Here is a 26,075-nt window from a genome sequence, read left to right on the forward strand (position 1 = left end):
TCAGATGTGGATAAGAGACAGACCCGCCACCCCGCGTCCGGATGCCGACGCGGGGTCGTCTTACCCGGGGGCCGAACCGGCCCACCGGCCGGACGACGGAGGCCAGCAACCGGTGCCGACGACCAGCGGCCCGGACGGCCGTGACCGGAGCGCGCGTGCGGTGGTACGGGTCAGCTCGCCGACCGAGCGGCGTAATCCGCGCAGTGCCGAGCTGGACCTGATGTCCACCCGGGACGTGCTGAGGGTGATCAACGACGATGACCGGCGGGTTCCCGCCGCCGTCGCCACGGTGCTCGACGAGATCGCCGTCGCGGTGGAGCTGGCGGTGACGGCGTTGCGCGCCGGAGGTCGGGTGCACTACTTCGGCGCGGGCACCTCGGGGCGGCTGGGCGTGCTCGACGCGGCCGAACTGGCTCCCACCTTCAACGCGCCGGACCGCTGGTTCTGCGCCCACCTCGCCGGCGGCCCGGAGGCGATGTGGCGGGCGGTGGAGGACGCCGAGGACGACGAGGCCGGCGGTGCCGCGCAGGCACGCGAGTGCGTACGGGCCGGGGACCTGGTGGTCGGGCTGGCCGCCAGTGGTCGGACGCCGTACGTACTGGGTGCGCTGCGGGCCGCAACCGACCTGGGCGCGGATACCGTGCTGTTCTGCGCGGATCCGGACGCCGCGGCGGCCCGTGCCGTCACGGTCTTCATCGGCGTGGACACCGGCCCCGAGGTGGTTACCGGCTCGACGCGGATGAAGGCCGCGACCGCCCAGAAACTGGTGCTGAACGGGTTTTCCACGGCCGTGATGGTGCGGCTCGGACGGGTCTACTCAAACCTGATGATCGACATGGTGGCCACCAACGCGAAGCTGCGGGGCCGAATGATCTCGATTCTGGTGGAAGCGACCGGCTGCGCCGAGGAGGTCGCCCAGCGGGCGTTGACCGAGGCCGACGGCGACCTGAAGGCGGCCCTGGTGTCGTTGCTGTCCGGTGCGGCCGTCGCGGACGCCAGGGCGGCACTGGACCGCTCGGCGAACCAGGTCCGGGGAGCGATCGCGCTGCTCGCGAGCTGAGAGCCGGCTCAGGTTCGGCCACCGCCACCACCGACCGCCCGGGGCGTCCGGCAGAGATCGTTTCGCCCTGCCCGAGCGCGGGACTTTACGTCGGCTGCGGATTGTTACCCAGGCGGAGGGGGTAACCCTCTCGCGGTGGCGGATGAACCAAGTCGGCGTGTCGTGCGTCTGTCAGAGCGTGACGAGAATCGCAGCAGCCCAGTGATCTGGATCGCTGTGTGTCGTTGTGTCGTGGTGGTGCGATAGCGGGTGGACAGCCGACGCAGGCCCGGTAGCTGCGGCGCCGCCGGCTTCGAGACGCCCCGATAGGGACGACTGACAGCAAACGTCGATCGTGCTTTCAGCAACTACTCAGGCATTCGTGACACTTTCGAACCACGAGATGGAATCCCCAACGCGTCTCAACTGTTGTGTAGGTGTCAGCACCGCGGCGCACAGCGGAAGTTACGGGGAGGGCTGATGAACGTGGGGTTGGCAGGAGCAGGAACCCGGGCCACCGGGAGGAACGACGAGGGGACCGTGGGGAACGTGGAGAAGAAGATCGTGATGCGAACCGACGAGGTCGCCGAGGAGCGCGACCTGGTCGGCGTCTACCTGCACGAGATCTCCCGCACGCCGCTGCTCGACGCCGCCGCGGAGGTCGACCTCTCCAAAGCCATCGAGGCAGGACTCTACGCCGAACATCTCATCGACGAGGACAAGCTGCCGGTGGGAGTCAGCCACGCGGAGCTCGAGCGGCTGGTGGTCGAGGGCGGGCGGGCCAAGGACCTGTTCATCCGGGCCAACCTCCGGCTGGTGGTGTCCATCGCCCGCCGGTACGTCCGGTCCGGCATGCCGATGCTCGACCTGATCCAGGAGGGCAACACCGGCCTGGTCCGGGCGGTCGAGAAGTTCGACTACGAGCGCGGCTACAAGTTCTCGACGTACGCCACCTGGTGGATCCGGCAGGCGATCAGCCGGGCGATCGCCCAGCAGGAGCGCACCGTACGGCTGCCGGTGCACCTGGTGGAAGACGTCAACCGGATGCGCAACGTGGCCCGCCAACTCACCCGTGAACTCGGGTCCGACCCGGAGCCGGAGCAGATCGCGGCGGCGCTGGGCGTACCGGTGGAGCGGGTGCACGAACTGGTCCGCTGGTCGCAGGACACGGTGTCGCTGGACACCCCGGTCGGAGACGACGGCGACACCAAGCTCGGCGACCTGGTCGCCGACAGCGACGCGCCGTCGCCCGAGGAGATCGTGCTGACCGGCCTGGAGCGGCAGCGCATCGAAGGGCTGCTCAACCACCTCGACGACCGGTCGGCCGGGATCATGCGGGCCCGGTACGGCCTGGAGGACGGTCGGGAGCACTCGCTGACCGAGGTGGCGTCCCGGTTCTCGCTCTCCCGGGAGCGGATCCGGCAGTTGGAGATCCAGGCCCTGGGCCGGCTGCGCGAGCTCGCCCGAGCCGAAGGACTGGCGGCAGCCTGACCGACCGCGCCCCGTGGTTTCCTAGTGGCCGGCGTCCCCATCGGGGGCGCCGGCCACTACCGCCCTGGGGAGGGATCTGTGCCGATCAGTCCGACCGCACGGCGTCGCCGGCTCGGTATCGAACTGCGCCGGCTCCGGGAGCGGGAGCAGCTCACCCTGCTTCAGGTGGCGCAGCGGATGAAGTGCTCCGATGCCAAGATCTCCCGAATCGAGGCGGGCAAGCACTCGACCCATCCCCGGGACGTGCTCGGGCTGCTCGACATCTACCAGGTGGCCGACGAGCGCACCCGCGAGGTGCTGGCGACGCTGGCCAAGCAGTCGACCCAGCGCGGCTGGTGGGTCACCTACGGAGGTGCGATTCCGGACTGGTTCGAGGTCTACGTCGGACTCGAGTCCGAGGCGACCGAGATCCGTACCGCGGAGACCCATCTGGTGCCCGGCCTGTTGCAGACGGAGGCGTACGCCACCGCGCTGATCCGGGCCACCCAGCCGCTGGCGCCGGCCGAGGAACTGACCCGACAGGTCGAACTCCGGCTGGCCCGGCAACGCCGACTCACCGAACACGGCCCGGTACGGCTGCGGGTCGTCCTCGGCGAGGCCGTGCTCCGCTGCCGGGTCGGTGACGCCGGCACGATGCGGGAGCAGCTCGGCTACCTCGCGACGCTGGCCGAGCGGTCGAACGTCGAACTGCGGGTGGTGCGGTTCACCAGCCCGGCGTACACGGCCTTCGGGCGGCCGTTCGTGCTGCTCGGCTTCACCGAGCCCACCGACCCGGGCCTGGTCTACACGGAACACCGCACGGGCGCGCTCTACATCGACGAGCCGGCCCAGATCGCCTCCTTCGCGCTTGCTTTCGACCACCTGGTTGCGGCAGCGTTGTCGCGGAAAGAATCGGCGCGGCTGCTCAGAGAGACGGCGGCCTCCTGGAAGTGAGGGACCGGGCGGGATGTTGCCGGAAGGAAGTGCGCCGATCTGGCGGAAGAGCAGGCACTCCGGTGGCGAGGGAGGCAACTGCGTCGAGGTGGCCCGGCTCGCCCCCGAAGTCGGGGTACGCGACTCGAAGGACCGGGCCGGGGCCGTACTCCGGTTCGCCCCGAAGGCCTGGGCGACCTTCCTCGCGGACCTGCGACCCGACGCCGGGGCGTCGCGAATGACCTAGCAGCAGCCGGCACCCGCCATTGCCGCACCTGACCCGGACCAACCGGCCCTCGGCGAGGCCGTGGCGCCGCCCTGCGTGGAAGTCGAGGCTCAGCCGCCGAACCGGGCGATCAGGTCGCCCAGTTTCGCCGACGGCTGGGTCTTGCAGAGCTGGTCCACCGCCGTCATCACCAGCGGACTGTCCACTCCGGAGATACCCTTGGCCAGCCCGATCTGCCGGATCGCCGCCACCCGCTCCTCCGGTGGCGCCTGCCGGTACTCCTCGCAACCCGAGTCGGCGGTCAGCCCGCCGGCACCGTCCAGGCCGTGAACCACGGTCCGGGCGACGAAGACGCCGAGCAGCAGCAGAATCACCACCGTCACCACCGCGACCCAGGGCCCGTACCGGCGGGGCCGAGCGCCGTCCGCCGTCGGTGGAACTTCCTCGGCGGCGGACGGAGCGGTCACCGGGGTCCCGGCGACGGGCAGCGCTTCGAGTGCGGCGGCCAGTTCCTCGGCGTACGTCGGGTCGTCGGTCGCGGCGGTGGCGAGCAGGCGCCTGACCAGTGAGTCGTTTCGGGGGTTCCGGACCAGTTCGGCCAGGGCGTCCTGTTCACCGAGCGCATTCAGCCGGTCCGCCACCAGCCGGTGGAGCCGCCGGATCGGGGTACCCGATGCCTCGGCGTCCGACGCGGCGGCCTCGGGCAACCGTGGGGCGAGGCGGTCGAGCACCGCAGCGGCGAGTTCCCTGGACTCCGACGGGGTCATCCCGGCAGGTTAGCCGTTCCCGGTGGTTCCATCGTTCCCGCACCCCAGCTTCACGAAAACCGAACAACTTCCTCCTAGGCTCACCCAACGTGATCGATCTCGGGGGAGAAACGGACTCGCCACCGCTGGCCGAGGCACTGGTCGACCTTGACGCCGTCGCGCACAACACCCGCGTGCTGGCCGCTCTGACCAGTGCGGAGCTGCTTGCGGTGGTCAAGGCGGACGCGTTCGGGCACGGGTTTCTGCCGGTGGCCCGTACCGCGCTGGCCGCAGGGGCCCGGTGGCTGGGAGTGACGTCCCGGACCGAGGCGCTGGCGCTGCGCGTGGCTGGGATCAGCGCGCCGGTACTGAGCTGGCTGCACGCCGAGGACGAGGACTTCGCGCCGGTCGTCGCGGCCCGGATCGACCTCTCCGCGGCCTCCACCGGACATCTGCGGGGAATCGCCGCCGGGGCCGCCCGGGCCGGCGCGCGGGCCGACGTACACCTGAAGGTGGACACCGGGTTGTCCCGCAACGGCGCCACCGACGATGACTGGCCCGAACTGGTACGTCTGGCCCGGCACCTCGAGGTCGCCGGGCGGATCCGGGTCCGGGGCATCTGGTCCCACCTGGCCGGCGGTGAACTGGCCGGCGATCCTCGGGACAGGGCAGCGCTGCGACGGTTCGGCCGGGCGCTGGCGTCGGCCCGGGCCACCGGGCTGAGCCCCGACGTGGTGCACATGGCGAACTCGGCCGGGCTGGTCGGCCTGCCCCAGGCGCACTTCGACCTGGTCCGGGTCGGCATCGCCCTGTACGGGTCGGAGCCGCTGCCGGACCGGGTCGCCGGACTCCGGCCGGCGATGACCCTGCGGTCCCGGGTCATCCTGACCAAGCAGGTGCCGGCCGGCACCGGAATCTCCTACGGCCACGACTACACGGCCGCCACCCGGACCACGCTGGCGCTGGTGCCGATCGGGTACGCCGACGGGATCCCCCGGGCCACCGCCGGGCAGGCGGAGGTCTGGATCGGCGGTCGGCGGTGCCCGGTCGCCGGTCGGGTGACCATGGACCAGATCGTCGTCGACGTCGGTGACCTGCCGGTACGGACCGGCGACGAGGTCCTGCTGTTCGGCTGCGGCGACCGGGGCGAGCCCACCGCCGCCGACTGGGCGCGGTGGGCCGGAACGAACCCCCACGAGATCTTCACCGGCATCGGCGCCCGGGTGGCCCGGCGGTACCTGCCGGTGCGGTCCGAGCGGCACAGCGAACGGGAGCGGGTAAATGTCTGAAGCACCGATCAGGGTCGCGGTGATCTCCGGTGGTCGCAGCGGGGAGCACCAGGTGTCCCGCCGGTCCGCGTCGAGCGTGCTGGCGAACCTGGATCCGGCCCGCTACCGGCCGGAGTCGGTAGTGATCACCAGGACGGGGCAGTGGGTCTTCGGCACCGACGCGCCCGTCAGCGTCTTCGAGGCGGTGGACCGGCTCCGTACGGTGGACGTGATCTTCCCGACCCTGCACGGCCCGTACGGCGAGGACGGCACCCTCCAGTCCGTACTGGAGCTGACCGGTGTGCCGTACGTCGGCAACGGCGTACTGGCCAGTGCCGCCGGGATGGACAAGGAGTTCACCAAGAAGCTGCTCGCCGCCGAGGGCGTACCGGTGGCCGACGCCGTGGTGTCGCGGCCGACCGATCCGGACGGCGTACCGGCCGAGGCGGATCTGCGCCGGCTGGGCCTGCCGGTCTTCGTGAAGCCCGCGCGGGCCGGCTCCAGCCTCGGCGTCACCCGGGTGACGCGCTGGGAGGACCTGCCGGCCGCGCTGGAGTGGGCCCGGGCGAGCGACCCGAAGGTGCTCGTCGAGGAGGCGGTGCCCGGTCGGGAGATCGACCTGGCGGTGCTCGAACACCCCGACGGCCGGCTCAGCGTCGGCCCGCCGCTGGAGATCAGGGTGGCCGGCGAACGCTCGTTCTTCGACTTCGACGCCAAGTACGAGGACCCGGAGACGGTCTTCGAGATTCCGGCCCGGCTGGACGACGCGGTCGCGGCCGAGCTGGCCGATCTCGCGGTACGGGCGTTTCGGGCGCTCGGCTGTGCCGGGCTGGCCCGGATCGACTTCTTCCTCCGGGACGGCGTGACGCCGGTGCTCAACGAGATCAACACGTTTCCGGGCTTCACCCCGGTCTCGCAGTACCCACGGATCTGGCAGGTCGCCGGCCTGGACTATCCGGAACTGCTGGACGTCCTGGTGGAGAACGCACTCGCCCGCCGGACCGAGCGGTCCGGCGAGCGGCGGGTGTCGGCGCGACGACCCGGTAGGTCAGGCTGAGCGGCTAACGGACCCGGCCGTACCCGTACGGGGTCATCACGTCCACACTGACGATCTTGACCGGTTCGCCGGCCCGTGAGGCGTGGATGATCTTGCCACCGCCCACGAAGAGCCCGACATGGCCGAGGCTTCGATAGAAGACGAGGTCACCGGGTTTCAGTGAACCCCGGCTGATGTGCGCGACCTTGTCCCACTGCATCGCGGCGTTGTGTGGCAGTGACTTGCCGGCCGCCGCCCAGGCGGCGAGGGTCAGGCCGGAGCAGTCGTACCCGTTCGGCCCTTCGGCCGCGTACACGTACGGCTTGCCGATCGCGTTGTAGGCGTACCGGACGGCGACGCCCGCCTTGCCGGACACCGCCGGAATGTTGCCGCTGTACTTGCTGCCCGGCGAGGTCTCCGAGCCGTACGCCTGGCGGCGCATCTGGTAGAGCTTGGACAGCTCGCCCTCGATCCGCTTCTTGCCGGCGGCCAACTGCTTCGCCTGGGCGGTCTGCCGGGCCAGTGTGGCGTCGAGCCGGGCCTTCTCGTCGAGGTACTGGCGCTGTGCCGCGTCGAACCCGGCGATCTGCCGATCACGATCGCGGGCCAACTGTTCGAGTGCGCTGAGCCGGTTGACCAGACTGTTGCTGTCACCCCGCCCGAGCAGCACGTTCGCCGCAGTCAAACCGCCACCGGTCTTGTATGCCCGGCTGGCGAGTTCGGCCGCCTCCGCGCGGGCCTGTCCTGCCTGCTGTTCCAGCGGCCCGAGCCGGGCACCGAGGGTGGCGACGGCGGCCTTGCTGTCCTTGATCTCCTCGTTGAGCTTGTTGTACGACTCGACGACCTTTTCCAACTCGGTCGAGGCCTTGTTGATCTGCTGCGTGAGCTCGCTGGCCGAAGGCTCGGCCCGAGCCGCCGACATCGGGGCGACGAGCGCCGCCGAGAGGCCGGCTACGACGAGGGTCCGCAGCAGGATCCGCACCGAAGACAACGTGTGCAGAACCCCTTCTTCCGTAACGCCGCCGCGTAACGCGTAGCCCGCGACGACACCGACCGGCGCCACCCGGGGGAGGATGACTGACGACCGGGCCGGCGGATTCAAGGTAGCCGGGGTCGAGGATTACCGACAGTGGCCGGAGGGCGATGTGCGTCGGTAGCGAGTGATACCCCTAATGTCGGGTTCACTGTTCGTGTCGAACATGGACCGAAGCGTGATCTTTGCTGATCGGATGGACGAGGCCGAGATCATGTCTGGCGCTTCGCCCCTTTGGTCGGTCTTGGCGGATGGCGGCCCGGGTCGACAGTGGGCAAACCAGTACGAGATCGGACAGAAGCCAGGCAATGGTTTAGCTGCCGCCTGGAAATCTGCCAGGTGGCTGTCTGCGCCCCTTCCACTTGCTGGCGTGCGCTTCGCACAATGGAAGCAGAGCCGAAAGGCTTCCCGGGGGGCGCAGGGAACGGGGCGTAGTTGCCAACAGGGGGGCGAGGCCGCGTGCAATGAACGAGCCGTAGTCGCGAGCGATCAGCAGACCGAGACCGTGTGCAAGACGACCGGCATCCGGCTGCCACCAGATGCCGGTCTCGATGAACCTTCCACGACAGCCCGCCTCAGGAGCCGTTGGAGGCAAGAATGGAGCCTACTCGCCCCACCGTCCACCTGCCAGATCTGTCATTCGAGGTATCCGAAGCGGCCCGAGCGCGTCCTCCGGTCGACCTGTATCGGCAACCCGGCGTCCGGGTCACCAGTGAGGCGTTCATCGTCGCCGGCCGGCGCTTCACGATCGCGGAACTCACCCAGTTGACCACGGCCCGGGGACCGCACGACCGGCTGACGCTGCGTGCGGTGGCGGTCACCGCGGCGGTGCTGGTCGGCATCGGCATCGCCCTGGGTTACACCGGTGACCTCTACCGGCTCCCCGCGGCCACGTACGCGGGCCTCGGCCTCGCGGCGTTCGTACCGGTGGGCCTCGCGGTGGTCGGACACCGGTGGCGGCCTCCGGCGTACGAGTTGTGGGGGCGGTACCAGGGGTCCATGGTCCTGCTGTTCAGTTCCGACCACGAGCGGCAGTTCGGTCAGGTGACCCGTGCGTTGATCCGCGCCCGGGAGGCGACCCGACTGGGCGGACTGGCCTATCCGCTGGCCTCGGACACCCCGTACGAGCCGATGTCCTAGCGCCGATCCGATCGACTGGTCCGGTGGCGGCGCTGCCGCTGCCGGACCGGCCAGTTCCGGATGACGGTCGGAGCGATGGTCAGGCGAGCGAGGCGGCGATCTCCGAGATCCGCCGGAGCGAACCGGTCGGGGTCAGCGCGGCCTCCCGCAGGTCGGTGAAGGTCCGCAGGTGGGCGGTGACCGCCTCCGGATCGTCGATAACGTCCTCCAGCCCGGTGCTCTCCAGGTAGACGACGTCGGCGTCCTCCCCCCGGGCGAAGCGCACGATCACGAACTGCCCGAGCGGGGTGTAGACGGTGGAGGTGAACGGCAGCACCTGGACGGTGATCCGGCCCGAGTCGGCGAGCGCGACGAGGTGCAGGAGTTGCTCCCGGATGACCGCCCGGCCGCCGGTCTGCCGGTGCAGGGCCGCCTCGTCGAGCACCACGACTATGCCCGGCGGATCGGCACGGTTGAGAACCTCCCGCTGGCGCCGCAGACGAATTGCGACCGAGGTCTGCACCTCGGCCGAATCCTCCAGTTTCGGAATGACCGTCCGCAGGACCGCCTGCGCGTACGCCTCCGTCTGGAATAGACCGGGCATGCCGACCGACTGATAAAAGTACAGTTCCGACGCCTCCGCCTCGAGCCCGATGTACGAGTAGTACGCGGGCCGGATCGTCTCCCGATATTGCGACCACCAGGTACGCTGTCGGGACACCCGTGCCAGTTGCACGAGTTCCTCGACCCGCCTCGGATCGCTCACCTGATAGTGATTGAGCAATGCCTTGACGTCGTTCGTGGAAATGGAGACGTATCCCGCCTCGATCCGGATCAGCTTGGAGAGCGACCAGTCCATTGCGACGGCAACCTGCTCCTGGGTGAGCCCGGCAGCCTCGCGGGCCCGCCGGATCGCCGAGCGGAGTTTGCGGCGACCCACGGTCGGGCCGTACGCGCTGGTCATCCGGAACGCTCCCTTCCAACGGCGCCGAGGCGGCCGAGCGAGGGGTCAATTCGTCTGATTCCGAGCCGCCAACAAGCCACCTGGCTACCGGCCATCTGCCAGATCGCCAGAACTCGTGCAGGCTACACGGACCGGGGATGATTCACCAGCGCGGCGCTTTGCGCCACTGCGTGGTCACGGAATGTTTCATTGAACGACGGAACATCATAATTCCGGTTTTCCGGGCTGTGCGGAATGTGGGTCGACGGGTAGCCTTTTGGCGTTGTCGCGGCAGCCGCCGCAGAGCGAATAAGTGCCGAGGAGGCCGCATGTCGGACACTGGTTCCGCCGAGCTCATCTGGCGGAAGAGCACTCGATGCGAATCGCAGCATTGTGTCGAGATGGCTCAGGTCCGAGCTGGCGTGGCCGTCCGTGACTCGGTCAACCCGGAACAGTCCGTGGCCTTCAGCGCCACGGCCTGGCAGGCATTTGTCGACACGCTCCGCGCCGGCCGATAAGAAGTCTGCCGGGAGCGCCGGACGACAGCGGACCAAGGGATTTTCCTCGACCGCCCCGTCCGGCGTCACGTGCTCAGATCTTCGCGACGTACTCCTCGATCGGGGTGCCGTCCCGGGCCCAGCGGCAGCGGCTGAGCAGCCTGCCGTGGTCGTCGAATTCGCAGCGGACGGCGGGGCCGCCGTCGCGGTACCACTCCTCGTGGACACCGACAGCCAGGCCATGGCGGGCCGTGCCCGCAGCCCTGCGCTCGCCGGTGGGGTACCACTCGGTGGAGGAGCCGTCCGCCATGCCCTTGAAGTACGTGGTGACGGCGATGACCCGGCCCTGCGGGGAGCGTTCGACCACCTCGCCGGTGAAGGGCTCGCCCCGGTAGGTCACCCGCAGGTCGTCCTCGGTCACCACCTCGTCGAACTCGACGCGCACCGTACGCACCCGGGCTGAACGCGGTGGCGGGCGTTCAGCCGGCGACCGGCTGCGGGTCCGGCTGCCGTACCTGCCGGGTGACCATCCGCTCGGCGTAGAACGAGACGAACGGAATCGTCCCGGCCAGCATGACCAGCACCATCCGGCCCAGCGGCCAGTGCGCCCGGCGGCCCAGGTCGAACGCGGTCAGCAGGAAGACCATGTAGAGGAAGCCGTGCGCCGGACCGATCGTCTCGACGACGACCGGGTTGTGCCAGACGTACTTGAGCGGCATGCCCACCACGACGAGCACGATCAACACGGCACCGACGATGTTGGCGACCACACGGTATCGGGTCAGGGCTGCGCCCACGTTCAATCCTTCCTACTGCCGGCCGAGCCGGGATAGTCGGCGGGCCGCGCGTCCGGATTCGCGTTCAGCCACGCCAGGTAGTTGTTGTACTCGGCCAGTGCCGGGTCTTCCCCGGCCTGCGCCGCCGCCGGCCGTGGCCGGGCCGAGCGCACCGGTCGGCGTACGCCCGGGGTGGTCGGCCGGTCCGTCGGCGGATCCGGCTCGGCGGTCGGATCCGGTCCACCGCGCAGCGTGTACCGGGCCTCGCGCACCCAGAGGAAGATGAGGAACCCCGCGAAGATCGGCCACTCGAAGGCGTACGCCCAGCTCAGGGTGTTGCCCGCGAGCGCCCGGCTGATCTGCCACCAGCCGAGCGCGAGGAAGCCGACGACGAGTACGACGGTGAGCACGTGACGCACGATCCACGCCGGTGTGCACAGCCGTTTCATGCCCACGAGCGTACCGGCGCCCCGGGCGGATCTCCGACGCGGCGTCGTAGTGTCGCGCTCCCCGCCGGGGTTTGGCGGTACGGGGTTTGGGCAACCGTCTAGTCGCCAACCCAAACGAGATTCCGGGGGCGACGATGAACGAATCAGTACGCCACGACGAGTTCTCCCCGGCCGGTGTCGGAGTGCCGATCGACGCCAGCCCGGAACAGCGCGTCGGGCAGTGGGACGGCGACCCGGTCCGGCACGGCGGTACCGCGGCCGACTTCGCGACCGCCGAGGACGAGATCGCCGGAATCGACCCGGTCGAACTGAGCGACGAGGACCTGATCCGGGAGATGCACAGCCTGCACCGGACCAGGCTGGACACGCTCCGGCACGCCGCCGACTCCGCACTCGGCAACCACCTGCGGCGCACCGCCGAACTTGAGACCGAGTACCTCGCCCGGCATCCGGGCCGGGAGGTCGACCCGAGTCGACTGCGGGACGGCGGCTGGTGACGGCCCGGGCCGAGCGGGGCATCTCCGCCCCGCCGGAGGTGGTGTTCAACACCGCCACCGACCCCAACCGGGTCTCGGCCTGGCTACCGGCGCCGCTGCGCGGGGACGGCGTACCGGGGGCGGAACTGGTCGCCGCCGAGTTGCGGGCCCGGTGGCGTACGGCCGGCACCCCCAACTGGTCGGCCCGGTTGCAGGTGTCGGCGATCGACGCCGGTGGTGCCACCGTCCGGCTGGAGCTGGAGGCGGACCCGCCCGAGCGGCGGCTGCCCGAGATCGCCGACGAGTCGTTGGCGAGCCTCGCCCGCGAGGTCGCGGACAACCTCAGCGCGAGCTGAGCCCGGGTACGAGCAGGAGCCATGGAACGGGACCAGTCGACGGCGGAGCGAGGCGGAATGAAGGTACGGGACAGGGTCGCGCGGCTTCGACAGGCGTACGCGCCGGACGAGCATCGGCCGCTCGGTGGCTACCTGGCCGCGATGGGCACCTATGCCGGGGTGGCGGCGGCGCTGGCGGTGGCGGCGAAGACGACCGGGCGCCGGGCACCGGAGAAGCCGTCCACGTCCGACGTCGTGCTGCTGTCGATCGCCACCCACAAGCTCAGCCGGCTCCTGTCCAAGGACGCGGTGACCAGTCCGCTCCGGGCGCCGTTCACCTCGTACGACCGGCCGATCGGCAGTGGCGAGGTGATGGAGCAGGTACGTGACCAGGGCAGCTCCACCCGGCACGCGGTCGGTGAACTGCTCAGTTGCCCGTTCTGTCTGGCTGTCTGGGTCGCCACCGGGCTGACCGGCGGGCTCGTGCTGGCGCCCCGGCTGACCCGGTTGGTGGCGACCGCGTTCACCGCCGTGGCCGCGTCGGACTTCCTCCAGATGGGGTACGCCGTCGCGCAACGGGCCGCCGCCAAGCCGTAGCCGGCGGGATCCAAGCCGTAGTCGGCGGGTCGTGTTCCGGGTGGGTTGCCGGCGGCTCAGCGCTGCATGCCGGACCAGCCCCGGGGAGACTCCGGCTCCCGGTCGGTGTCCGTGTCGGTGATGATGTCCTCGGCCACCGCCGTCTTGTCGTGCTCGGCCGCGAAGTTCGGCTCGTCCTCCGGCTCGGTGTCCCCGGGCGCCTGGCCGAGGGGCACCCGTCCGGGTCGGTTCTGCTCGTCGTGCTCGCTCATCGTTTCTCCTCCACCGTCTCGGCGATCAACCGGCCGTACCGCCGAGCAACTCGGCGACCTCGTCCGCCGCGTACTCGCCCTCGGGCAGTGCGGTGATCCGGGTCAGCAGCTCGGCGGGCACCTCCGCGGCGACCGCCCGACGCTGGATCTCGGCCTGGGTGATCCGCTCCTGGCCGGAGTAGAGGTCGTCGAGCAGTGCGTCGAGTTCCGGGCTGGTCTGGTCGTTCCGGGCATCGGTCACGGAGATCGGCTACCCGGTGCCGAATCGGCCAAACACGACGGCTTCGACACGGCGTCCGGTTCGAGCCGACAGCGCCCAGTCCGGCGTCTGGTTCGAGGTCACCGGGCCGGACGGGCCGGGTGACGTGCGTCACGACGGCGACCGGAACACCGGACCGGGGTCCGAGGTTGAAACGACTGTCGGTGTGTCCAGTGTCCCCGGGCCTCACCTAATTGCCTTCGCGGAATACCGTTCGGCTGGAGCCGCGTCGTGCCACTCGCCGAGAGGCGACCTGCACACCGACACCCGCGCCGCCCATGGCCCTGCCATGGGCGGCGCACTGTTTCGGGGTAGACGTTCACCTGGCGCTACCGCCAGGTGAACGTCAGTTACGCCGGGCGAACGTCAGTTACGCCGGCCGGGCGGGTTTCCCGCGCCGTTCCCGCCGCTCGCCGGCCGGCCGTTCGGGGTGTCGCCGGTGCCGGCACCGCCGCCGCTGACCCGGAGCATCACCAGGCCACCCGCGACGGTCCGGCCGTCCGGATCGGTGCCGGCGACCGTACCGGCCGGGCAGTTCGAGCTGACCCGGTTCTGGTCCACCTCGACCTTGAAACCGGCGTTGCGCAGCGTGGCGGTGGCGTCGTCGACGGAGCGGCAGGTCACCGACGGGACCGACTTCTGCTGGCCGTACACCAGGGCCTCGCCCGGCTTCGGGAAGTCCTTGCTCGGCTTCCCCTTCATCGCGTCGGCCAGCGTCTCGTAGACGGCGGGGTTGACGATGTCGTGGTCCATGTTCGCGGTGGTCTCCGGCCAGTCCGGGTTGGCCAGGATCCCGGCGACCGACAGCGTGGTGGTGGTGGTCACCAGCGACGCCGTGCGCTCGCTGTCCGTGGTCCCGGTCTTGCCCGCCACCGGATGGTCGATCACCCGGTGCGCGTCCGCCTCCGTCGCGCCGTTGCACTTGCCGTACGCCGACTGGTCGCCGACCGGGCACCGCGCGGCGTCCAGGGCGGCTCGGGCCACCTCGGGCCGCAGCGCCCGGTCGCAGCGCGGCTTGGCCACGTCGAGCGTCTTGCCGTCGTGGTCCCGGATCTCCTGCACCGGGATCGGCTCGCAGTGCTGGCCGTCCGCCGCCAGCGTGGCGTACGCGTTCGCCAGGTCGAGCGGGGTGGTGGCCGAGACACCGAGGGTGAACGACCCCCAGCCGTCGGCCTGCGCCGGGTCCTTCGCCATCGCCGCGTCGTTGTCGGCCCGGAACTGGATGCCCATCCGCTTGGCCGCGTCCACCACCTTCGCCGCGCCGACCCGTTCCTCCAGCGGTACGAAGAAGGTGTTGACCGAGCGGCCGAACGCGCTCCACATGTCGTGCCGGCCGGCCATCCCGGCGTTGTCGTTGGTCGGGCACCACCGCTCGGTACCCGGACACGCCGACTCGGTCCCGGCCGCGGCCGAGTACTTCGACTGGTAGCGCTGCGGGGCGTTGATCGCGGTGCTGAGCGGGTAGCCCTGCTCCAGCGCGGCGACCAGGGTGAAGATCTTGAACGTCGAGCCGGCCTGGTAGCCGTCGGTGCCACCACCGCCGGTCAACAGCGGGTTGGTGGTACGCGGATAGCTGCCCCGCATCCCCGCCTCCGCCTGCTTCGGGTTGCTGGAGATCGGGTTCTTCGGCTTGACCGGATCATCCAGCCCGAACGTCCGGTTGGTGGCGAGTGCGCGTACCCGTCCGGTGCCCGGCTCGGTGGCGGCCACCATCAGGGCGTTCTTCTTGCCGGTCGGCAGGTGCTGCTCCACGTTCTTGTGCGCGACGCTCTGCACCTTCGGGTCGAGCGTGGTGACGATCCGGTACCCGCCGCCCTTGAGCCGTCGCTCCCGGTCGTACGAGCTGTCACCGAACGCCGGCTGGTCCATCCACCACCGGTAGAAGTAGTCGCAGAAGAAGCCCCAGTCGTTGTGTACGGAACTGGTGCAGCCGTTGGTCGGCCGCTGCCCCGTGACCTTGAGCGGTACGGCCAGCGCCGCTGCCTTCTCCTCGGCGGTGATCGCCCCGGTCTCGTTCATCTGCCCGATGACCCAGTTCCGCCGATTCACCGTGCGGTCGTAGCCCGGCCCGTCGGTGTCCAGCGCGTCGTAGTAGCTCGGCGACTTGACCAGACCGGCGATCATCGCGGCCTCCGGCACGGTCAGGTTCTTCGGCTCCTTGTTGAAGTAGAGGCGGCTCGCGGCGGCCACCCCGTACGTGCCGTGGCCGAACGGCGCCATGTTCAGGTAGCGCTCCAGGATCTGGTCCTTGCTGAGCTTGCTCTCCAGCGCCGCCGCCTGGCGCATCTCGCGCAGTTTCCGCCCGTTGGTGTCCTCGCTGGCCGCGACCACGTCGTTCGGATCGGTCGCCCCGTAGGTGATCGACATCCGGACCAGCTGCATGGTCAGCGTCGACGCGCCCTGCCGGGAGTTGCCGGTGAAGTTGGAGACCAGCGCCCGGAAGAACCCCTTCATGTCCACCCCGTTGTGCCGGTAGAACGCGTGGTCCTCGGCGGCGATGATCGCGTTCCGCATCACCGGGGGGATGTCGGAGAACGGGACGTCCTGCCGGTTCTCGTCGAAGAACCTGGCCATCAGCGTCTTGCCGTCGTTGGCGTACACCTGGCTCGCCTCCGGCACTCTCGGCACCGTCAGCTCGGTGGGCAGGTCCTGGAACGAGTCCGCGCCGGCCTTGGCCGCCATTCCGGACATCGCCAGCGCCGGGAACGCCGCGCCGGCGACCACCAACCCGGCGAGCAGGGCGCAGGTGAGCAGCGTGGCGGCCTTGATCAGACGACCTCGGCGGGACTTGGACATGATCAGTTCAACCTCGGGGTGCGGCGGACAGGACGCGGTCGGGCGGCTGGGCGCGAGCACAACCGTACGCGCGCCTTTCGCCCTATTGATCCAGACGCGGCCCCGGACCGCACGGTTGCGTCGCGTGCGCCCGAAGAACTGACTGGTACGTCACATTCCCGCCGGGTACGGCGGCAGTCGGCCCGGCCGCCGCCGTACCCGGGGAAGCGTCAGCCCCGAGCGGTACCCGCCGAGGTGGCCACCCGGCGGGCCTGGACCGCGGTGGCCAGTTCCGCCAGCACCTGCTCGGTCTCCGGCCAGCCGAGGCAGGCGTCGGTGACCGACTGGCCGTACACGAGTTCCCGGGTCGGGTCCAGGTCCTGCCGGCCGGGCACCAGGAACGACTCCAGCATCAACCCGACGATCCCGCGCTGGCCCTCCGCCAACTGCCGGCCCACCTCGGCGGCGACCACCGGCTGGCGGCGGTGGTCCTTGCCGCTGTTGTCGTGGCTCGCGTCGATGACCAGCCGCTCGGGGAGTCCGGCCGCGCGCAGCAGGGCCAGCGACGCCGCCACCGAATCGGCGCCGTAGTTGGGCTCGCCCCGGCCGCCGCGCAGCACCAGGTGACAGTCCGCGTTGCCCCGGGTGTGCATGATCGCCGGTGCGCCGGAGACGTCGATGCCGGGAAACACGTGCGGCACCCCGGCCGCCCGGATCGCGTCGACCGCCGTGTCGACGCTGCCGTCCGGGCGGTTCTTCATCCCGATCGGCATCGAGAGGCCGGACGAGAGCTGGCGGTGCACCTGGCTCTCGACCGTACGGGCACCGATCGCGCCCCAGGCCACCGTGTCGGCGATGTACTGCGGGGTGATCGGGTCGAGGAACTCGCAACCGACCGGCAGCCCGAGCCGGAGCACGTCCAGCAGCAGCGCGCGGGCGGCCCGCAGGCCGGCGTTCACGTCGCCCGAGCCGTCCAGCCCAGGGTCGTTGATCAAACCCTTCCAGCCGACGGTCGAACGGGGCTTCTCGAAGTAGACCCGCATCACGACCAGCAGGTCGTCGGCGTGCCGGTCCGCCGCCACCCGCAGCCGCTCGGCGTACTCCAGGGCAGCCGCCGGATCGTGCACCGAACAGGGTCCGACCACCACGAGCAGTCGATCATCCTCCCGGTCGAGCACCCGGGCGACGGATCGTCGACCGTCGAGCACGGCCGTGGTCAGCGCTTCCTCCAGCGGAAGTTCGTGGTTGAGCAGGGCCGGTGTGGTCAACGGCACGATCTTGTCGATGCGCTGGTCGCTTACCCGACCCATTCCGGTGGTGGTCATCGTCGAGGCTCCCTCTCTGCCGACCGCCACCCCGGGGCCGGCGCCCGGGAGCCGAGCCGGCTGCTCACATGGAAAAAGCAGGGACGATGTCCCTGCTTCAGCCGGCTCTGCTGGATTCTGGTGACGTCAGGTCATGGCCGAGTCACCGGCTCCGAAGCCGGCTGACTAAACCATCGATACGAGTGCGCCACGGAAAGAACCATACCCGACGCCGGACCGGACCGTATCCGGCTGCCCACTCCCTGGTACGCCCGGAGCCCGCCGCCGCCCCCGGGCTGATCGGGGTGGGCGCCGTCGGTCAGCGGGGCCAGGTCAGCGGGGGCAGCCAGGTCGGCGGGCCGGGCAGGTCAGCGGCCCGGGTTGCGGGCGGCGATCGCGGCGTTCAGCCCGGTGGCGAAGCCGGTCCAGGCCAGGTAGGGCAGGAGCGCCGCCCCGGCCAGCCGGTCGGCCTGCCAGGCCCGGCGCAGCAGGAGCACGTTGGCCGCGTTCAGCACGATCAACTCGGCCAGGGCGAGCCGTGGCCGCCGGGCCTGGAAGAAGAGCGCGTTCCAGCCGGCGTTCAGGGCGAGATTGATCCCGTACGCGCGCCGGAAGCGGCTGCGCTGTGCGGTGCTGGTGCTGGCGTCGAGGGCGCGGGCGGCGGCGAACGCGATCGATGCGTACAGCGGGGTCCAGACGGCGGGAAACGCCGCCGGAGGTGGCTGCCAGGCAGGTTTGTCCAGCGATCGGTACCAGTCGGAGTCGGGGTCGGTGGCGAGCGCGCCGGCGGTGGCGGTCACGGCGGTGGCCAGCCCGGTCTTGACGAGAGTCGAACCGTTCATCCCGGTCTGGTACCCGATCGGGCACCAGTCATCCCGATCAGCCGGTCGGGGTCTGTTTCGCGAAGTCGACGAAGGCTCGCCAGGGGGTGGGAGTGAACGTCAATGTGCCGCCTTCGCGGTCCTTGGTGTCGCGCACCAGGACGACACCGGACAGGTTGTCGGCGACCTCCACGCACTCGCCGCCCGACCCGTTGCTGCGGCGGGACTTGCGCCACTTCGCGCCGGACTGGTCAGTCATCGCTCATCTCCTTGCCGATCATCGCGATCAGGTCGGCCGACTGAGACAGATCGAGCGCCACCTCTTCGAGCGCCCTCCATGCCTTAGCGTACGCCGCAACTTCCGCCGGCTTGTCGAGGTAGAGGGCACCCGTCAGTAGCTCGCTGTAGACAGTGGTGGGTTCGGGAGTCCTGATCCCGAGCGAGGGGAATTCCAGGATGATGAACTGCCCGCCGGTCAGGGCGAAGCTCGGCGCCACGGATCGCGGGACGATCCGGATGCTCGCCACGCCGGCGGTCGCCTGGCCTTGGAGGTGGGCGAGTTGACGTCCCATGCCCGGAGCCTGCCGGCGTAGCACTCCCTCGTCCACGATCACATCCAGGCGCGGTGGCTCGGGCTTGTGCCGGGTCAGGATCTTCTGCCGTTCCATCCGGACCTCGACCAGCCGCCCGACCTCGCGGGGCGGGATGTCCGGGTGCGACCGCAGGAGGTGTTCGGCGTACTCCCTGGTCTGGAGTAAACCGGGCAGTGCGGCGGGCTGCCAGTGACGGAGGCGGGAGGCAGCCGCTTCCAGACCGACGTACAGCTCGAACCAGGCCGGCAGGGTGTCGCCGTAGGCGTGCCACCACCCCTTCGCCTTCGTCTCGGCGGCGAGCTTCTTCAGCGCCTCGGTCATTTCGCCCGACGTGCCGTAGAGCCGGCACATCGCTTCGACGTCCCGAGCCTTCACGGCGGCCTGGCCGCCCTCGATCCGGTACATCGTGGAGCGCGACCATTCGAGGTCGGAGCCGGCGGCCTCCATGGAGAGCCCGGCCTGTTCGCGAGCCTGCCGCAGGATTCGGCCGAGTTGCCTGCGCGGTATGGACGACCCCGCATCCGTCATCGCCGGACCTCCTGTCTCAAATTGAAGCAATCAGCCGACCGATTCTGCGACTGTTTCCGGCGGATTGTGAAAAAGGAACGAGTAGTGAGGGATGCATCAGCTTAGACCGTTGCATGTCTGTTGTGGGGGCACAGAGAGTGGCAGCAGCAGGACCGCTCGGTGACCGTCAAGCGCCCGGGTGGAACTCGCATCGGGAGCCGGTCCCAGCTCCCCTGGGATCGGCTCCCGCCCACTACCCGAGGAGGCACGTGATGCGCAGGCTCTACCGGTACCTCGCCGGTCCGCGACCACACCACCGCCGGAACTGGCGTCGCCTCTGGCGCTACTGCCGGTGCGGCTTCCGCTGGCGGTGCCCGGACTCGATCGAACTGGTCCCGATGCCCTACGCGCCGAAGGTGCCGCCGCTCACCCCGGCCACGTACCGGGCGGCCGTCCGTACCCCGGCACCCATGGCTGAGAAGGCGGACGGTCCGCCGCCGGCTCGGGTCCGAGCGCGGAACGTTCGCTCCCCACTGTGGAACTCGGCGTCGGGACGACATCAGACCGGCCGGGCCGGTGCGTTGGCGGCCGGGCAGGCCGCGCGGGTACGCCGAGCCGAGGAAGCCCGACCGGCGCCGCGATGATCGGCCGCGAGGAGCGTTGGCGCCGGCACGTGCCGATGCGTCCCTCGTACCGGTGCCGGGCCTGCGGCCTCGACTGGCCGTGCCAGGACGCGCGGTTGGCACTGCTGATCGGCTTCCGAGGTGATCGGGTGGGCCTGCTGGTGTACCTCGGTAGCCACCTTGCCCGCGCCCTGCAAGAGCTGCCCGAGGTCAACCCCACACTGCTCGTCGGCCGGTTCCTCCACTGGGTACCCCGCCGCCGCTGACTGACCTTCCTCATCACCCGATGCCTGCCCCGAGCTGCCGACTTCCCCGTGGTCGTGGCAGCTCGGGGCGGGGCCGCTTGCCACCCTCCCCGGAACGTGGTTTCCGGTCCGGCTTCCCACTTGAGGCCGACTACGCGTGCACGTCCCGGTCCATTGCCGTGAGCACCAGCGCGACGCTCTCCTGGGCGGGCGCGGGCCCCAGCGCACCGGCCACTGGATCCGTGTCCCAGGCCGTTCTGCCCATTGGCCCGACCGTGTCAAGCTGGCGGCGATCCGCGCCGGCAATCAAGTAGCGGCCCTCGCCGAGCGGCCGTACCCATGCCAAGGCCCGGCTCTGTCCGTCGGGAACCGACCGCCGGAACCCGAGATCGTAGTGGCTGGTGAAGACATACAACGCGCGCAGCCGTGGCTCGCCCGAGGCCGCTACGAGGAAGTCGCGCAGACCGTCCAGGTGCCGCGCCCGGGGTGGCGGCGGGTCGAGCAGCCGCTGCCACCGAAAGGCGATCGCCTCGGGTTCACCGCGTTCGAACGCCTCGGCGAACAGACCGAAGTTCACGAACGGCCAGGCCGCCCCGAGCTGACGGAGCCCGGCACCGTCCAGGAACATGGAGATGGCCGCGGCGGCATCCCGGAGATCGGCGGTGAGGCCGCGGGCCAGCTGAAAGCCCGGCGTCCAGAAGTCGAGACCGAAAGCGCGACCACCGGACGTCATGTGGATATCCACGTGCCGGTCATCGGCGCGTACGACGGCGTGCGTCAACACCCACCCCGGCGATTCCACATGCCGCGCGTGCAGCGGCATGCCGGTCGAGTCGAACGCGTTCTGCAGCGCGCTCCGAAGGTCACCAGCCGTGGTGACGTCTGGATAGTGCGAATAGTCGAGCCCGTTCCCTTCCGGCATCGTCCCATCATGACGCGGGTCGCGCTGCCGTAGTCGCCAGGGAGCCGGCCACCGACTCTGCGGCTCGGCATCCGGATCTGCTTGATATGCAGGAGTAATCCTCCCCGAGGTTCGTCATCGGGGACCCGTTGTTGTCCCGCAGCCGGCGGTCCGCTTTCATGCTCCGAGCCACGGAGGTTGCGGACGACCCGGCCGAGGCTGTTACTTGTGCAGAGTGGCCAGATGCGTCATCGTGCGGGGGTGCCCGCCCGGCTGTCGTGGAGACTCCTCCTGGTGCCGAGGCTGGTCCTTGTTGTTGGTGTCATCATCTGGGCGCTGCTCAACGTTCTGCTGACACGACGGCGACCTCAGCCGCTCCGCCTTTCGCCGACGAGTGACGATCCAGTCGCAGACGTGCTCGCCGATGCCCAGCCCGTGCCCCGGTTCGCCGACGAAGAGCTCGATGTGGCTGACTTGCGCTGGATCGTCGGCGTCGAGGAGATGGAGCTGGGCGACGAGGGCGGGTGTAACACGGTCGTCGGTCTGGACGACACGGTGTCGTCATACGCTGACGTGGACGCCGACGGACTTGAGGATGCCTTGGCCGACCAGCCTGGCATCGACGCAGTGGAGCATGCGGATCGCGAGGTCCTCCTTGTGCGGAGCGTCCTCTCGCTGCCGGACGTACATGCAGCCGCGATCCGAGCACTGCTTGCCATCAACCGGAACCCCCGGCGGATGCCGCGACTCCGGGCGTTGCAACCCGCCGTGATGAGCGCATTGGCAGACGGTATGGCCCCCATCCTGGCCGGCCATGGGTTCGTCGGTCGACTGCGGATGAGCCTCGAACATCACAAGTCCCACATCGACCCGAACGCCCTGCACAGCCCCGGCTTCTATCGGGTCCTCGCGGATGATCGCTTCGTCCAGGTAGTGGAGCTACGGAACGGCATCGGCTACCACAACGACGATGGCACGATCGTCAACTCCCGCGTCAGGCTCACCGTCGAGGTCGTCGAGATCACGACGACCGACGTGGTCGAGTCCATTGAACTCCAGCATGGGTGCGAAGTCATCGCTGGCGAGCGTGTCCTGTCCACGTCTTACGACTCGACGCCTGCCACCGTCAACGACATCGAGCACGTCCTCGTGAGCAGAGCCCTACCGTTGTGCGAGTCCTCCACGTCGCGGGCGGCCATCGTCGACCGGTGGGTCGGTGGCCTGCCGTGGTCCGTGCCCGACAGACTGCCCTGGGAAGCTGCAGATATCGCGGCACGCTGGGGCTTCCGCAAGCATGCCCGGGACCTGTTGAAGCACGGGGGGGCCCGGAGGCTACCGCAGTCGGCTGCGGTAGCCGCGAAGCACGGACTCTGAGTGGGTGAACCCTCCGGGCGAGATCGGCACCCACTGGCCGAATCGAATGTGGTGTACGTCGGCCATGGTGCAAGCTCGGACTTCCCGCTCCAGGTCAGATGAACCAGGGCCCATCGGCCGCCGAACCTGAGCAGCACATGATCGCGGGCATCGGACCGCCCGACAACGGTGAACGCCATCCCGTACAGCGGATGACCAGGCGAGACTTCGCGGAGCAGTTCCTGAGTGACATTAGTCGCCGAGAAGTGTGTCGCCCCGCGCGGTGCGTACGTAGAAGACCAGTCGACCGGCCCGCTGCCGGGTGATCAGGCCCGCGGTCACGAGCCGCGAGAGGTGTGCCGAGACTCCGCTCGGGGTCAGCCCGGTACGGCGGGCCAGCGACGTCGTCGTCGACGGGGTCGTCAATTCGGCCAGCAGGGTCGCGCGGGCCTGGCCGAGGACGGGGGCGAGATCTGTCGCGGGTGGGTCGTTGAGCCACATCGAGCCCACGCCCCGAGTGGGATACCGCAGCACTGGAGCCCAGGGCTCGGACGCCTTGACGAAGACGTTCGGCCAGGCGAACAGCGACGGCACGAGCACCAGGCCACGCCCGCCGAGTTCGTAGTGCAGGTCCAGGTTGGGTCGGTTCACCGACAGGACGTCGTCCGACCACGAGATCATGGGATCGAGTTCGGAGAACATCCGGTGCGGACCCGCGTCGGCGAGTCGCCGTGCCCGGAACATCACGTCGCCTTCCAGGATGCCACGCATCCGCCCCCAGTACGGCGCCAGCGCGAGGTTCCAGTAGGTCCGCATCTGTTCCACGATCACGGGAAGGGTACGACGCGGCGCGCGACGCAGGTCCGACAGCGAGGCTGGCAGCCGGTCGCCGTACACCGCCGTGAGTTCCGCGCGTACGACCGCCGCTGGCGTCTTGCGGACCGCCGCGAACTCCGCCTCGGGCTCGGCGACGGGCGAGTGCGGCGCCGGCGCGAGGAAGCCCGGCAGCTTCCGTTCCGGCGCGATCACCAGGTCGTGCAGCTGCCGCAGGTCGGGTGCGGCCAGCACCGCGGCCCGGTGCCGGCTCACCCATGGCAGGTGCACGGCGTGCGCGCCGGGATCGCGCAGTACGCGCAGGCTCGCGACGACCTCCCAGGCGGGAGAGATCGCGAATCTGACACTCGCGAGATCGGCGAGGGACAGCGACATCCGCAGCATCAGGTCGACCCCACGAGGATTCATCGTAGTGCGAATCGTTGGTGCGAGCAGGCGACCGACACCGAGGGTTCGGGCATGCCGATCCAGCACGCCCCCCGTCGTGAGCCCGACGCCCGGACCCCGCACCGCGACTTCACCATCTACCTCGTCGCCGCGGTGGCGGCGAAATGGGGCTTCAACATCGCCAAGGTGGCCATCCCGCTCGTCGCGATCACGTCGCTCGGCGCTGGTCCGGGCGCGTCGGGTGCGCTGGCCGCCGCCGGCACCGCCCCCTTTCTACTGCTCGGGTTGCCGGCGGGTGCGTGGCTCGACCGCGTCGCCCGTCGCCCGGTCATGATCGCCATGGATCTGGCCCGGTTCGCGCTGATCGGCTCGGTACCGGTCGCTGCCGCCTTCTCCGCCCTGACCATGACCCAGCTCTGGCTGGTGGTGTTCCTCAACGGCGTCGCGACCGTCTTCTTCGACGTCGCGATGCAGAGCCACCTGCCGGACCTTGTCGGCGGCGGCGGCCGACGCCTGATCGCCGCGAACGGGCGTCTCGGCATAGTGGAGCAGATGGCGTTGGTCGGCGGCCCCGCGCTGGCCGGCTGGCTGGTCGGCGTGTCCACGGCCTCGGCGGTGCTGATCGCGACGGCACTCGGCTACCTCTGGTCGGCGCTCTGGATCCGACGCATCCAGCGGCCGGAGCCACGCCGGGTCGAGGCCGTCCGACGCTCACTCGCGGCCGAGGTACGGGAGGGCCTGTCGTTCGTCCGGCACAACCACACCCTGCGCGCGATCGCCGTCGCCGGAGCGCTCGTGAACTTCGCGACCGCGGGTACCGTCGCGATGCTGCCGCTCATCCTGGTCCAGGAACTGCACTGGTCGGAAAGCCAGCTAGGTCTCTTCCTCGGCGCCGGCGGCACCGGCGGCCTGCTCGGAGCGCTCTACGGAGAACGACTGTCGAGGCTTCTCGGTGCCGGCCAATCGGTTCTCGTGATCGGGCTGGTGATCGCCCCAGTCTCCTTCGTGCTACCGCTCGTCGGTCAGGCCGTTCCCGGACCGGCCGCCGCGCTCGCCTGGGCACTCGTCATCTTCAAGGTCGGCTTCGACAGCGTGGTTCTGATGTCGTTCCGCCAGCACGTCACGCCGCCGCGGCTACTCGGACGCGTCAACGGCACCCTGCGCGTGATCTTCAGCGGCGCGCTCACCCTCGGCGCGGCGGCGGCGGCACTGGTCGGCGATCTCTCCGGTCCACGTACCGCCACCTGGGCCGCCTGCGCCGCACTCGCGCTGGTGTGGGTGCCGATCCTGCACTCCCCGATGCGCCGGCAGACCCTCGACGGATCATGACCCCTTTGCCAACACCCGACATCAGGAGATGGTGGAGGCCACGGCCTCGTTCAACGCTCCTGGTCGGTCGGCCGCTACCGGCTGCGCTGTCGAACCCGGCTCCAACGCGAGTTATAGCCTGGGCCTCGTGGCTGTGATGCGCGCGTTCGAAGCTGACGACTACCATCCGAGCTACGGGATTATGATCCTCGCCGACACGAACCAGGCGTGGGAGCCGGACGAGGACCCACAGTTGCCGCATCACCGCGATCGCGGAGACAAGCCGACCGGGACATTCGCCGGATCGGGCGCCGGCTGGATCGCCGCCCAGGCCCCTGGCCTGTCGGGCCACACAGTGCGGGTTGAGCTGCACGACGCACCGCCTCCAGCCGAGCACGCCGACTTCGACGACGTCCTGGAAACACCGTTCCGATCAAGCTCGGGCGAATTGACCCTGACCGACCTGACCGGCGGCTACGGTGAGGCCGACCTCCACCTCGGCGACACGGAGTGGTTCCGTGTACGAGTCGCACGCCGGCCGACTGACGGCGACGGGTACTACTGGCTGATCCGATTCTGGCCCAACCCAGTCAGAGAACTGCCCGCCTGGTTCACCCGTAGCTCCGAGACGGGAGACCAGCCCTCGGGCGTGGCCGGGGACATCGAAGCGCTACTGAGATGGACTCCTCGGCTGCCGCTGGAGACCAGCATCGGCGATCTGGCCAAGCGGCTTCTCGTCAGCAACGCAGCCGTACGCAAAGCGCTGGCAGTCGCTGAGGCCCAGGGCCTACTGCATACCGACGGTGACGACCCGGTGCGGCTGTCGCTGGATCATCGAACCGACTCTTGAACAGGGCGAACGAACGGGAACAGACTCAACGCGTCCATGATCGCGTGCACTCTTCTGCCGCGGCGGGTGTGTTGGCACGGCCTGTGACCGTGACGCACCGTGAGGTATGACTACCTCTCCC

Annotated in this window: 31 protein-coding genes; 16 read left to right on the forward strand and 15 right to left on the reverse strand. The window is 69.8% G+C overall.

What is annotated here, in order from left to right:
• Positions 1 to 112 precede the first annotated feature (112 nt).
• From murQ to I0C86_RS26055, 4 genes are all read left to right on the forward strand, one after another.
• Positions 113 to 1,060, forward strand: coding sequence for an N-acetylmuramic acid 6-phosphate etherase (gene murQ / locus I0C86_RS26040; RefSeq protein ID WP_323373849.1), 948 nt, complete (start codon positions 113 to 115; stop codon positions 1,058 to 1,060).
• A gap of 519 nt (positions 1,061 to 1,579) precedes the next feature.
• Entirely contained in the window at positions 1,580 to 2,530 is a 951-nt protein-coding gene (locus I0C86_RS26045; RefSeq protein WP_196203948.1) for a sigma-70 family RNA polymerase sigma factor, read from the forward strand.
• A gap of 78 nt (positions 2,531 to 2,608) precedes the next feature.
• On the forward strand, positions 2,609 to 3,463 hold the full coding sequence (locus I0C86_RS26050) for a helix-turn-helix domain-containing protein (protein WP_196203915.1): 855 nt from the start codon (positions 2,609 to 2,611) through the stop codon (positions 3,461 to 3,463).
• Between the two features lie 13 nt (positions 3,464 to 3,476).
• Entirely contained in the window at positions 3,477 to 3,689 is a 213-nt protein-coding gene (locus I0C86_RS26055; RefSeq protein ID WP_196203916.1) for a DUF397 domain-containing protein, read from the forward strand.
• A gap of 89 nt (positions 3,690 to 3,778) precedes the next feature.
• Here the strand turns inward: I0C86_RS26055 and I0C86_RS26060 are convergent, their stop codons facing one another.
• On the reverse strand, positions 3,779 to 4,435 hold the full coding sequence (locus I0C86_RS26060) for a hypothetical protein (protein ID WP_196203956.1): 657 nt from the start codon (positions 4,433 to 4,435) through the stop codon (positions 3,779 to 3,781).
• Positions 4,436 to 4,524: 89 nt separating this feature from the next.
• Here I0C86_RS26060 and alr point away from each other — a divergent pair, with 89 nt between their 5' ends.
• Positions 4,525 to 5,703 carry an alanine racemase gene (gene alr, locus I0C86_RS26065; RefSeq protein WP_323373850.1) on the forward strand — a complete coding sequence of 393 codons (1,179 nt, stop codon included), beginning with the start codon at positions 4,525 to 4,527 and terminating at the stop codon, positions 5,701 to 5,703.
• Positions 5,696 to 6,739: a D-alanine--D-alanine ligase family protein gene (locus I0C86_RS26070; protein ID WP_196203918.1), complete on the forward strand. Its 1,044-nt coding sequence runs from the start codon at positions 5,696 to 5,698 to the stop codon at positions 6,737 to 6,739. The genes alr and I0C86_RS26070 overlap by 8 nt, the downstream gene beginning before the upstream one ends.
• Positions 6,740 to 6,743: 4 nt before the next feature.
• Here I0C86_RS26070 and I0C86_RS26075 read toward each other — a convergent pair whose 3' ends face one another.
• Positions 6,744 to 7,709, reverse strand: a complete 966-nt coding sequence (locus I0C86_RS26075) for a C40 family peptidase (protein WP_196203949.1) — start codon at positions 7,707 to 7,709, stop codon at positions 6,744 to 6,746.
• 639 nt (positions 7,710 to 8,348) lie between these two features.
• Between I0C86_RS26075 and I0C86_RS26080 the strand changes: the two genes are divergently transcribed.
• Positions 8,349 to 8,891, forward strand: a complete 543-nt coding sequence (locus tag I0C86_RS26080; protein WP_230394806.1) for a DUF6232 family protein — start codon at positions 8,349 to 8,351, stop codon at positions 8,889 to 8,891.
• A 79-nt stretch (positions 8,892 to 8,970) separates the two neighbouring features.
• On the opposite strand, the gene I0C86_RS26085 is transcribed toward I0C86_RS26080, so the two are convergent.
• On the reverse strand, positions 8,971 to 9,834 hold the full coding sequence (locus I0C86_RS26085) for a helix-turn-helix domain-containing protein (RefSeq protein ID WP_196203919.1): 864 nt from the start codon (positions 9,832 to 9,834) through the stop codon (positions 8,971 to 8,973).
• 308 nt (positions 9,835 to 10,142) lie between these two features.
• Between I0C86_RS26085 and I0C86_RS44600 the strand changes: the two genes are divergently transcribed.
• A complete protein-coding gene (locus tag I0C86_RS44600) occupies positions 10,143 to 10,331 on the forward strand; it encodes a DUF397 domain-containing protein (protein ID WP_196203920.1) in 189 nt (62 codons plus the stop codon).
• 73 nt (positions 10,332 to 10,404) lie between these two features.
• Here the strand turns inward: I0C86_RS44600 and I0C86_RS26095 are convergent, their stop codons facing one another.
• The 3 genes from I0C86_RS26095 to I0C86_RS26105 are packed head-to-tail and all read right to left on the reverse strand — an operon-like array spanning position 10,405 to position 11,535.
• The gene (locus I0C86_RS26095) at positions 10,405 to 10,755 is read right to left on the reverse strand and encodes a toxin-antitoxin system YwqK family antitoxin (RefSeq protein ID WP_196203921.1); all 351 of its coding nucleotides are present in this window, start codon (positions 10,753 to 10,755) and stop codon (positions 10,405 to 10,407) included.
• Positions 10,756 to 10,789: 34 nt separating this feature from the next.
• Positions 10,790 to 11,107 (reverse strand): DUF3817 domain-containing protein, encoded by a 318-nt coding sequence (locus I0C86_RS26100; RefSeq protein ID WP_196203922.1) that lies wholly within the window; start codon positions 11,105 to 11,107, stop codon positions 10,790 to 10,792.
• A gap of 2 nt (positions 11,108 to 11,109) precedes the next feature.
• Positions 11,110 to 11,535, reverse strand: a complete 426-nt coding sequence (locus tag I0C86_RS26105; RefSeq protein WP_196203923.1) for a hypothetical protein — start codon at positions 11,533 to 11,535, stop codon at positions 11,110 to 11,112.
• A gap of 134 nt (positions 11,536 to 11,669) precedes the next feature.
• On the opposite strand from I0C86_RS26105, the gene I0C86_RS26110 reads away from it, so the two are divergent.
• From I0C86_RS26110 to I0C86_RS26120, 3 genes are read left to right on the forward strand one after another with little or no spacing between them, the layout of a single operon-like run.
• A complete protein-coding gene (locus I0C86_RS26110; RefSeq protein WP_230394809.1) occupies positions 11,670 to 12,032 on the forward strand; it encodes a DUF6158 family protein in 363 nt (120 codons plus the stop codon).
• Positions 12,029 to 12,367 (forward strand): SRPBCC family protein, encoded by a 339-nt coding sequence (locus I0C86_RS26115; protein WP_196203924.1) that lies wholly within the window; start codon positions 12,029 to 12,031, stop codon positions 12,365 to 12,367. Before I0C86_RS26110 ends, I0C86_RS26115 begins: the two co-directional genes overlap by 4 nt.
• 57 nt (positions 12,368 to 12,424) lie before the next feature.
• The gene (locus tag I0C86_RS26120) at positions 12,425 to 12,943 is read left to right on the forward strand and encodes a DUF1360 domain-containing protein (RefSeq protein ID WP_196203952.1); all 519 of its coding nucleotides are present in this window, start codon (positions 12,425 to 12,427) and stop codon (positions 12,941 to 12,943) included.
• Between the two features lie 56 nt (positions 12,944 to 12,999).
• Here I0C86_RS26120 and I0C86_RS26125 read toward each other — a convergent pair whose 3' ends face one another.
• From I0C86_RS26125 to I0C86_RS26155, 7 genes are all read right to left on the reverse strand, one after another.
• Positions 13,000 to 13,194, reverse strand: coding sequence for a hypothetical protein (locus I0C86_RS26125; RefSeq protein ID WP_196203925.1), 195 nt, complete (start codon positions 13,192 to 13,194; stop codon positions 13,000 to 13,002).
• Positions 13,195 to 13,219: 25 nt separating this feature from the next.
• Positions 13,220 to 13,441, reverse strand: coding sequence for a hypothetical protein (locus I0C86_RS26130; RefSeq protein ID WP_196203953.1), 222 nt, complete (start codon positions 13,439 to 13,441; stop codon positions 13,220 to 13,222).
• 378 nt (positions 13,442 to 13,819) lie between these two features.
• Entirely contained in the window at positions 13,820 to 16,249 is a 2,430-nt protein-coding gene (locus I0C86_RS26135; RefSeq protein ID WP_196203926.1) for a penicillin-binding protein, read from the reverse strand.
• Positions 16,250 to 16,458: 209 nt separating this feature from the next.
• Positions 16,459 to 17,553, reverse strand: coding sequence for a 3-deoxy-7-phosphoheptulonate synthase (locus tag I0C86_RS26140; protein ID WP_196203927.1), 1,095 nt, complete (start codon positions 17,551 to 17,553; stop codon positions 16,459 to 16,461).
• Positions 17,554 to 17,900: 347 nt separating this feature from the next.
• Positions 17,901 to 18,374, reverse strand: a complete 474-nt coding sequence (locus I0C86_RS26145) for a TspO/MBR family protein (RefSeq protein WP_196203928.1) — start codon at positions 18,372 to 18,374, stop codon at positions 17,901 to 17,903.
• Positions 18,375 to 18,411: 37 nt separating this feature from the next.
• The gene (locus I0C86_RS26150) at positions 18,412 to 18,612 is read right to left on the reverse strand and encodes a DUF397 domain-containing protein (RefSeq protein WP_196203929.1); all 201 of its coding nucleotides are present in this window, start codon (positions 18,610 to 18,612) and stop codon (positions 18,412 to 18,414) included.
• A complete protein-coding gene (locus I0C86_RS26155) occupies positions 18,605 to 19,474 on the reverse strand; it encodes a helix-turn-helix domain-containing protein (protein WP_196203930.1) in 870 nt (289 codons plus the stop codon). The genes I0C86_RS26150 and I0C86_RS26155 overlap by 8 nt, the downstream gene beginning before the upstream one ends.
• Positions 19,475 to 19,725: 251 nt before the next feature.
• Between I0C86_RS26155 and I0C86_RS26160 the strand changes: the two genes are divergently transcribed.
• Together I0C86_RS26160 and I0C86_RS26165 are read left to right on the forward strand one after the other, a co-directional pair.
• The gene (locus I0C86_RS26160) at positions 19,726 to 20,097 is read left to right on the forward strand and encodes a hypothetical protein (protein WP_196203931.1); all 372 of its coding nucleotides are present in this window, start codon (positions 19,726 to 19,728) and stop codon (positions 20,095 to 20,097) included.
• The gene (locus I0C86_RS26165; RefSeq protein WP_196203932.1) at positions 20,094 to 20,342 is read left to right on the forward strand and encodes a flavin reductase; all 249 of its coding nucleotides are present in this window, start codon (positions 20,094 to 20,096) and stop codon (positions 20,340 to 20,342) included. Before I0C86_RS26160 ends, I0C86_RS26165 begins: the two co-directional genes overlap by 4 nt.
• 130 nt (positions 20,343 to 20,472) lie before the next feature.
• Here I0C86_RS26165 and I0C86_RS26170 read toward each other — a convergent pair whose 3' ends face one another.
• Positions 20,473 to 21,243: a DUF6193 family natural product biosynthesis protein gene (locus I0C86_RS26170; protein ID WP_196203933.1), complete on the reverse strand. Its 771-nt coding sequence runs from the start codon at positions 21,241 to 21,243 to the stop codon at positions 20,473 to 20,475.
• 240 nt (positions 21,244 to 21,483) lie between these two features.
• Here I0C86_RS26170 and I0C86_RS26175 point away from each other — a divergent pair, with 240 nt between their 5' ends.
• A complete protein-coding gene (locus I0C86_RS26175) occupies positions 21,484 to 22,596 on the forward strand; it encodes a hypothetical protein (protein ID WP_230394810.1) in 1,113 nt (370 codons plus the stop codon).
• A 231-nt stretch (positions 22,597 to 22,827) separates the two neighbouring features.
• Here the strand turns inward: I0C86_RS26175 and I0C86_RS26180 are convergent, their stop codons facing one another.
• Positions 22,828 to 23,817 (reverse strand): DUF5937 family protein, encoded by a 990-nt coding sequence (locus tag I0C86_RS26180; RefSeq protein ID WP_196203935.1) that lies wholly within the window; start codon positions 23,815 to 23,817, stop codon positions 22,828 to 22,830.
• A gap of 51 nt (positions 23,818 to 23,868) precedes the next feature.
• Here I0C86_RS26180 and I0C86_RS26185 point away from each other — a divergent pair, with 51 nt between their 5' ends.
• Both I0C86_RS26185 and I0C86_RS26190 read left to right on the forward strand, forming a co-directional pair.
• Positions 23,869 to 25,125, forward strand: coding sequence for an MFS transporter (locus I0C86_RS26185; protein WP_196203936.1), 1,257 nt, complete (start codon positions 23,869 to 23,871; stop codon positions 25,123 to 25,125).
• 127 nt (positions 25,126 to 25,252) lie between these two features.
• Positions 25,253 to 25,954 (forward strand): helix-turn-helix domain-containing protein, encoded by a 702-nt coding sequence (locus tag I0C86_RS26190; RefSeq protein WP_196203937.1) that lies wholly within the window; start codon positions 25,253 to 25,255, stop codon positions 25,952 to 25,954.
• Positions 25,955 to 26,075 lie beyond the last annotated feature (121 nt).

The organism is Plantactinospora alkalitolerans (assembly GCF_015690345.1).
In the GTDB taxonomy this organism is placed as follows: domain Bacteria; phylum Actinomycetota; class Actinomycetes; order Mycobacteriales; family Micromonosporaceae; genus Plantactinospora; species Plantactinospora alkalitolerans.

What these genes read in the sequence shown, in the direction of transcription:
- I0C86_RS26180 (WP_196203935.1), bottom strand. Translation starts at nt 23,817, where the DNA reads ATGAATCCTCGTGGGGTCGACCTGATGCTGCGGATGTCGCTGTCCCTC.
- I0C86_RS26135 (WP_196203926.1), bottom strand. Translation starts at nt 16,249, where the DNA reads ATGTCCAAGTCCCGCCGAGGTCGTCTGATCAAGGCCGCCACGCTGCTC.
- I0C86_RS26110 (WP_230394809.1), top strand. Translation starts at nt 11,670, where the DNA reads ATGAACGAATCAGTACGCCACGACGAGTTCTCCCCGGCCGGTGTCGGA.
- I0C86_RS26150 (WP_196203929.1), bottom strand. Translation starts at nt 18,612, where the DNA reads ATGACTGACCAGTCCGGCGCGAAGTGGCGCAAGTCCCGCCGCAGCAAC.
- I0C86_RS44600 (WP_196203920.1), top strand. Translation starts at nt 10,143, where the DNA reads ATGTCGGACACTGGTTCCGCCGAGCTCATCTGGCGGAAGAGCACTCGA.
- I0C86_RS26105 (WP_196203923.1), bottom strand. Translation starts at nt 11,535, where the DNA reads ATGAAACGGCTGTGCACACCGGCGTGGATCGTGCGTCACGTGCTCACC.
- I0C86_RS26055 (WP_196203916.1), top strand. Translation starts at nt 3,477, where the DNA reads ATGTTGCCGGAAGGAAGTGCGCCGATCTGGCGGAAGAGCAGGCACTCC.
- I0C86_RS26185 (WP_196203936.1), top strand. Translation starts at nt 23,869, where the DNA reads ATGCCGATCCAGCACGCCCCCCGTCGTGAGCCCGACGCCCGGACCCCG.
- I0C86_RS26170 (WP_196203933.1), bottom strand. Translation starts at nt 21,243, where the DNA reads ATGCCGGAAGGGAACGGGCTCGACTATTCGCACTATCCAGACGTCACC.
- I0C86_RS26160 (WP_196203931.1), top strand. Translation starts at nt 19,726, where the DNA reads ATGCGCAGGCTCTACCGGTACCTCGCCGGTCCGCGACCACACCACCGC.
- I0C86_RS26060 (WP_196203956.1), bottom strand. Translation starts at nt 4,435, where the DNA reads ATGACCCCGTCGGAGTCCAGGGAACTCGCCGCTGCGGTGCTCGACCGC.
- I0C86_RS26155 (WP_196203930.1), bottom strand. Translation starts at nt 19,474, where the DNA reads ATGACGGATGCGGGGTCGTCCATACCGCGCAGGCAACTCGGCCGAATC.
- I0C86_RS26145 (WP_196203928.1), bottom strand. Translation starts at nt 18,374, where the DNA reads ATGAACGGTTCGACTCTCGTCAAGACCGGGCTGGCCACCGCCGTGACC.
- I0C86_RS26085 (WP_196203919.1), bottom strand. Translation starts at nt 9,834, where the DNA reads ATGACCAGCGCGTACGGCCCGACCGTGGGTCGCCGCAAACTCCGCTCG.
- I0C86_RS26140 (WP_196203927.1), bottom strand. Translation starts at nt 17,553, where the DNA reads ATGACCACCACCGGAATGGGTCGGGTAAGCGACCAGCGCATCGACAAG.
- I0C86_RS26120 (WP_196203952.1), top strand. Translation starts at nt 12,425, where the DNA reads ATGAAGGTACGGGACAGGGTCGCGCGGCTTCGACAGGCGTACGCGCCG.
- I0C86_RS26165 (WP_196203932.1), top strand. Translation starts at nt 20,094, where the DNA reads ATGATCGGCCGCGAGGAGCGTTGGCGCCGGCACGTGCCGATGCGTCCC.
- I0C86_RS26125 (WP_196203925.1), bottom strand. Translation starts at nt 13,194, where the DNA reads ATGAGCGAGCACGACGAGCAGAACCGACCCGGACGGGTGCCCCTCGGC.
- I0C86_RS26070 (WP_196203918.1), top strand. Translation starts at nt 5,696, where the DNA reads ATGTCTGAAGCACCGATCAGGGTCGCGGTGATCTCCGGTGGTCGCAGC.
- I0C86_RS26080 (WP_230394806.1), top strand. Translation starts at nt 8,349, where the DNA reads ATGGAGCCTACTCGCCCCACCGTCCACCTGCCAGATCTGTCATTCGAG.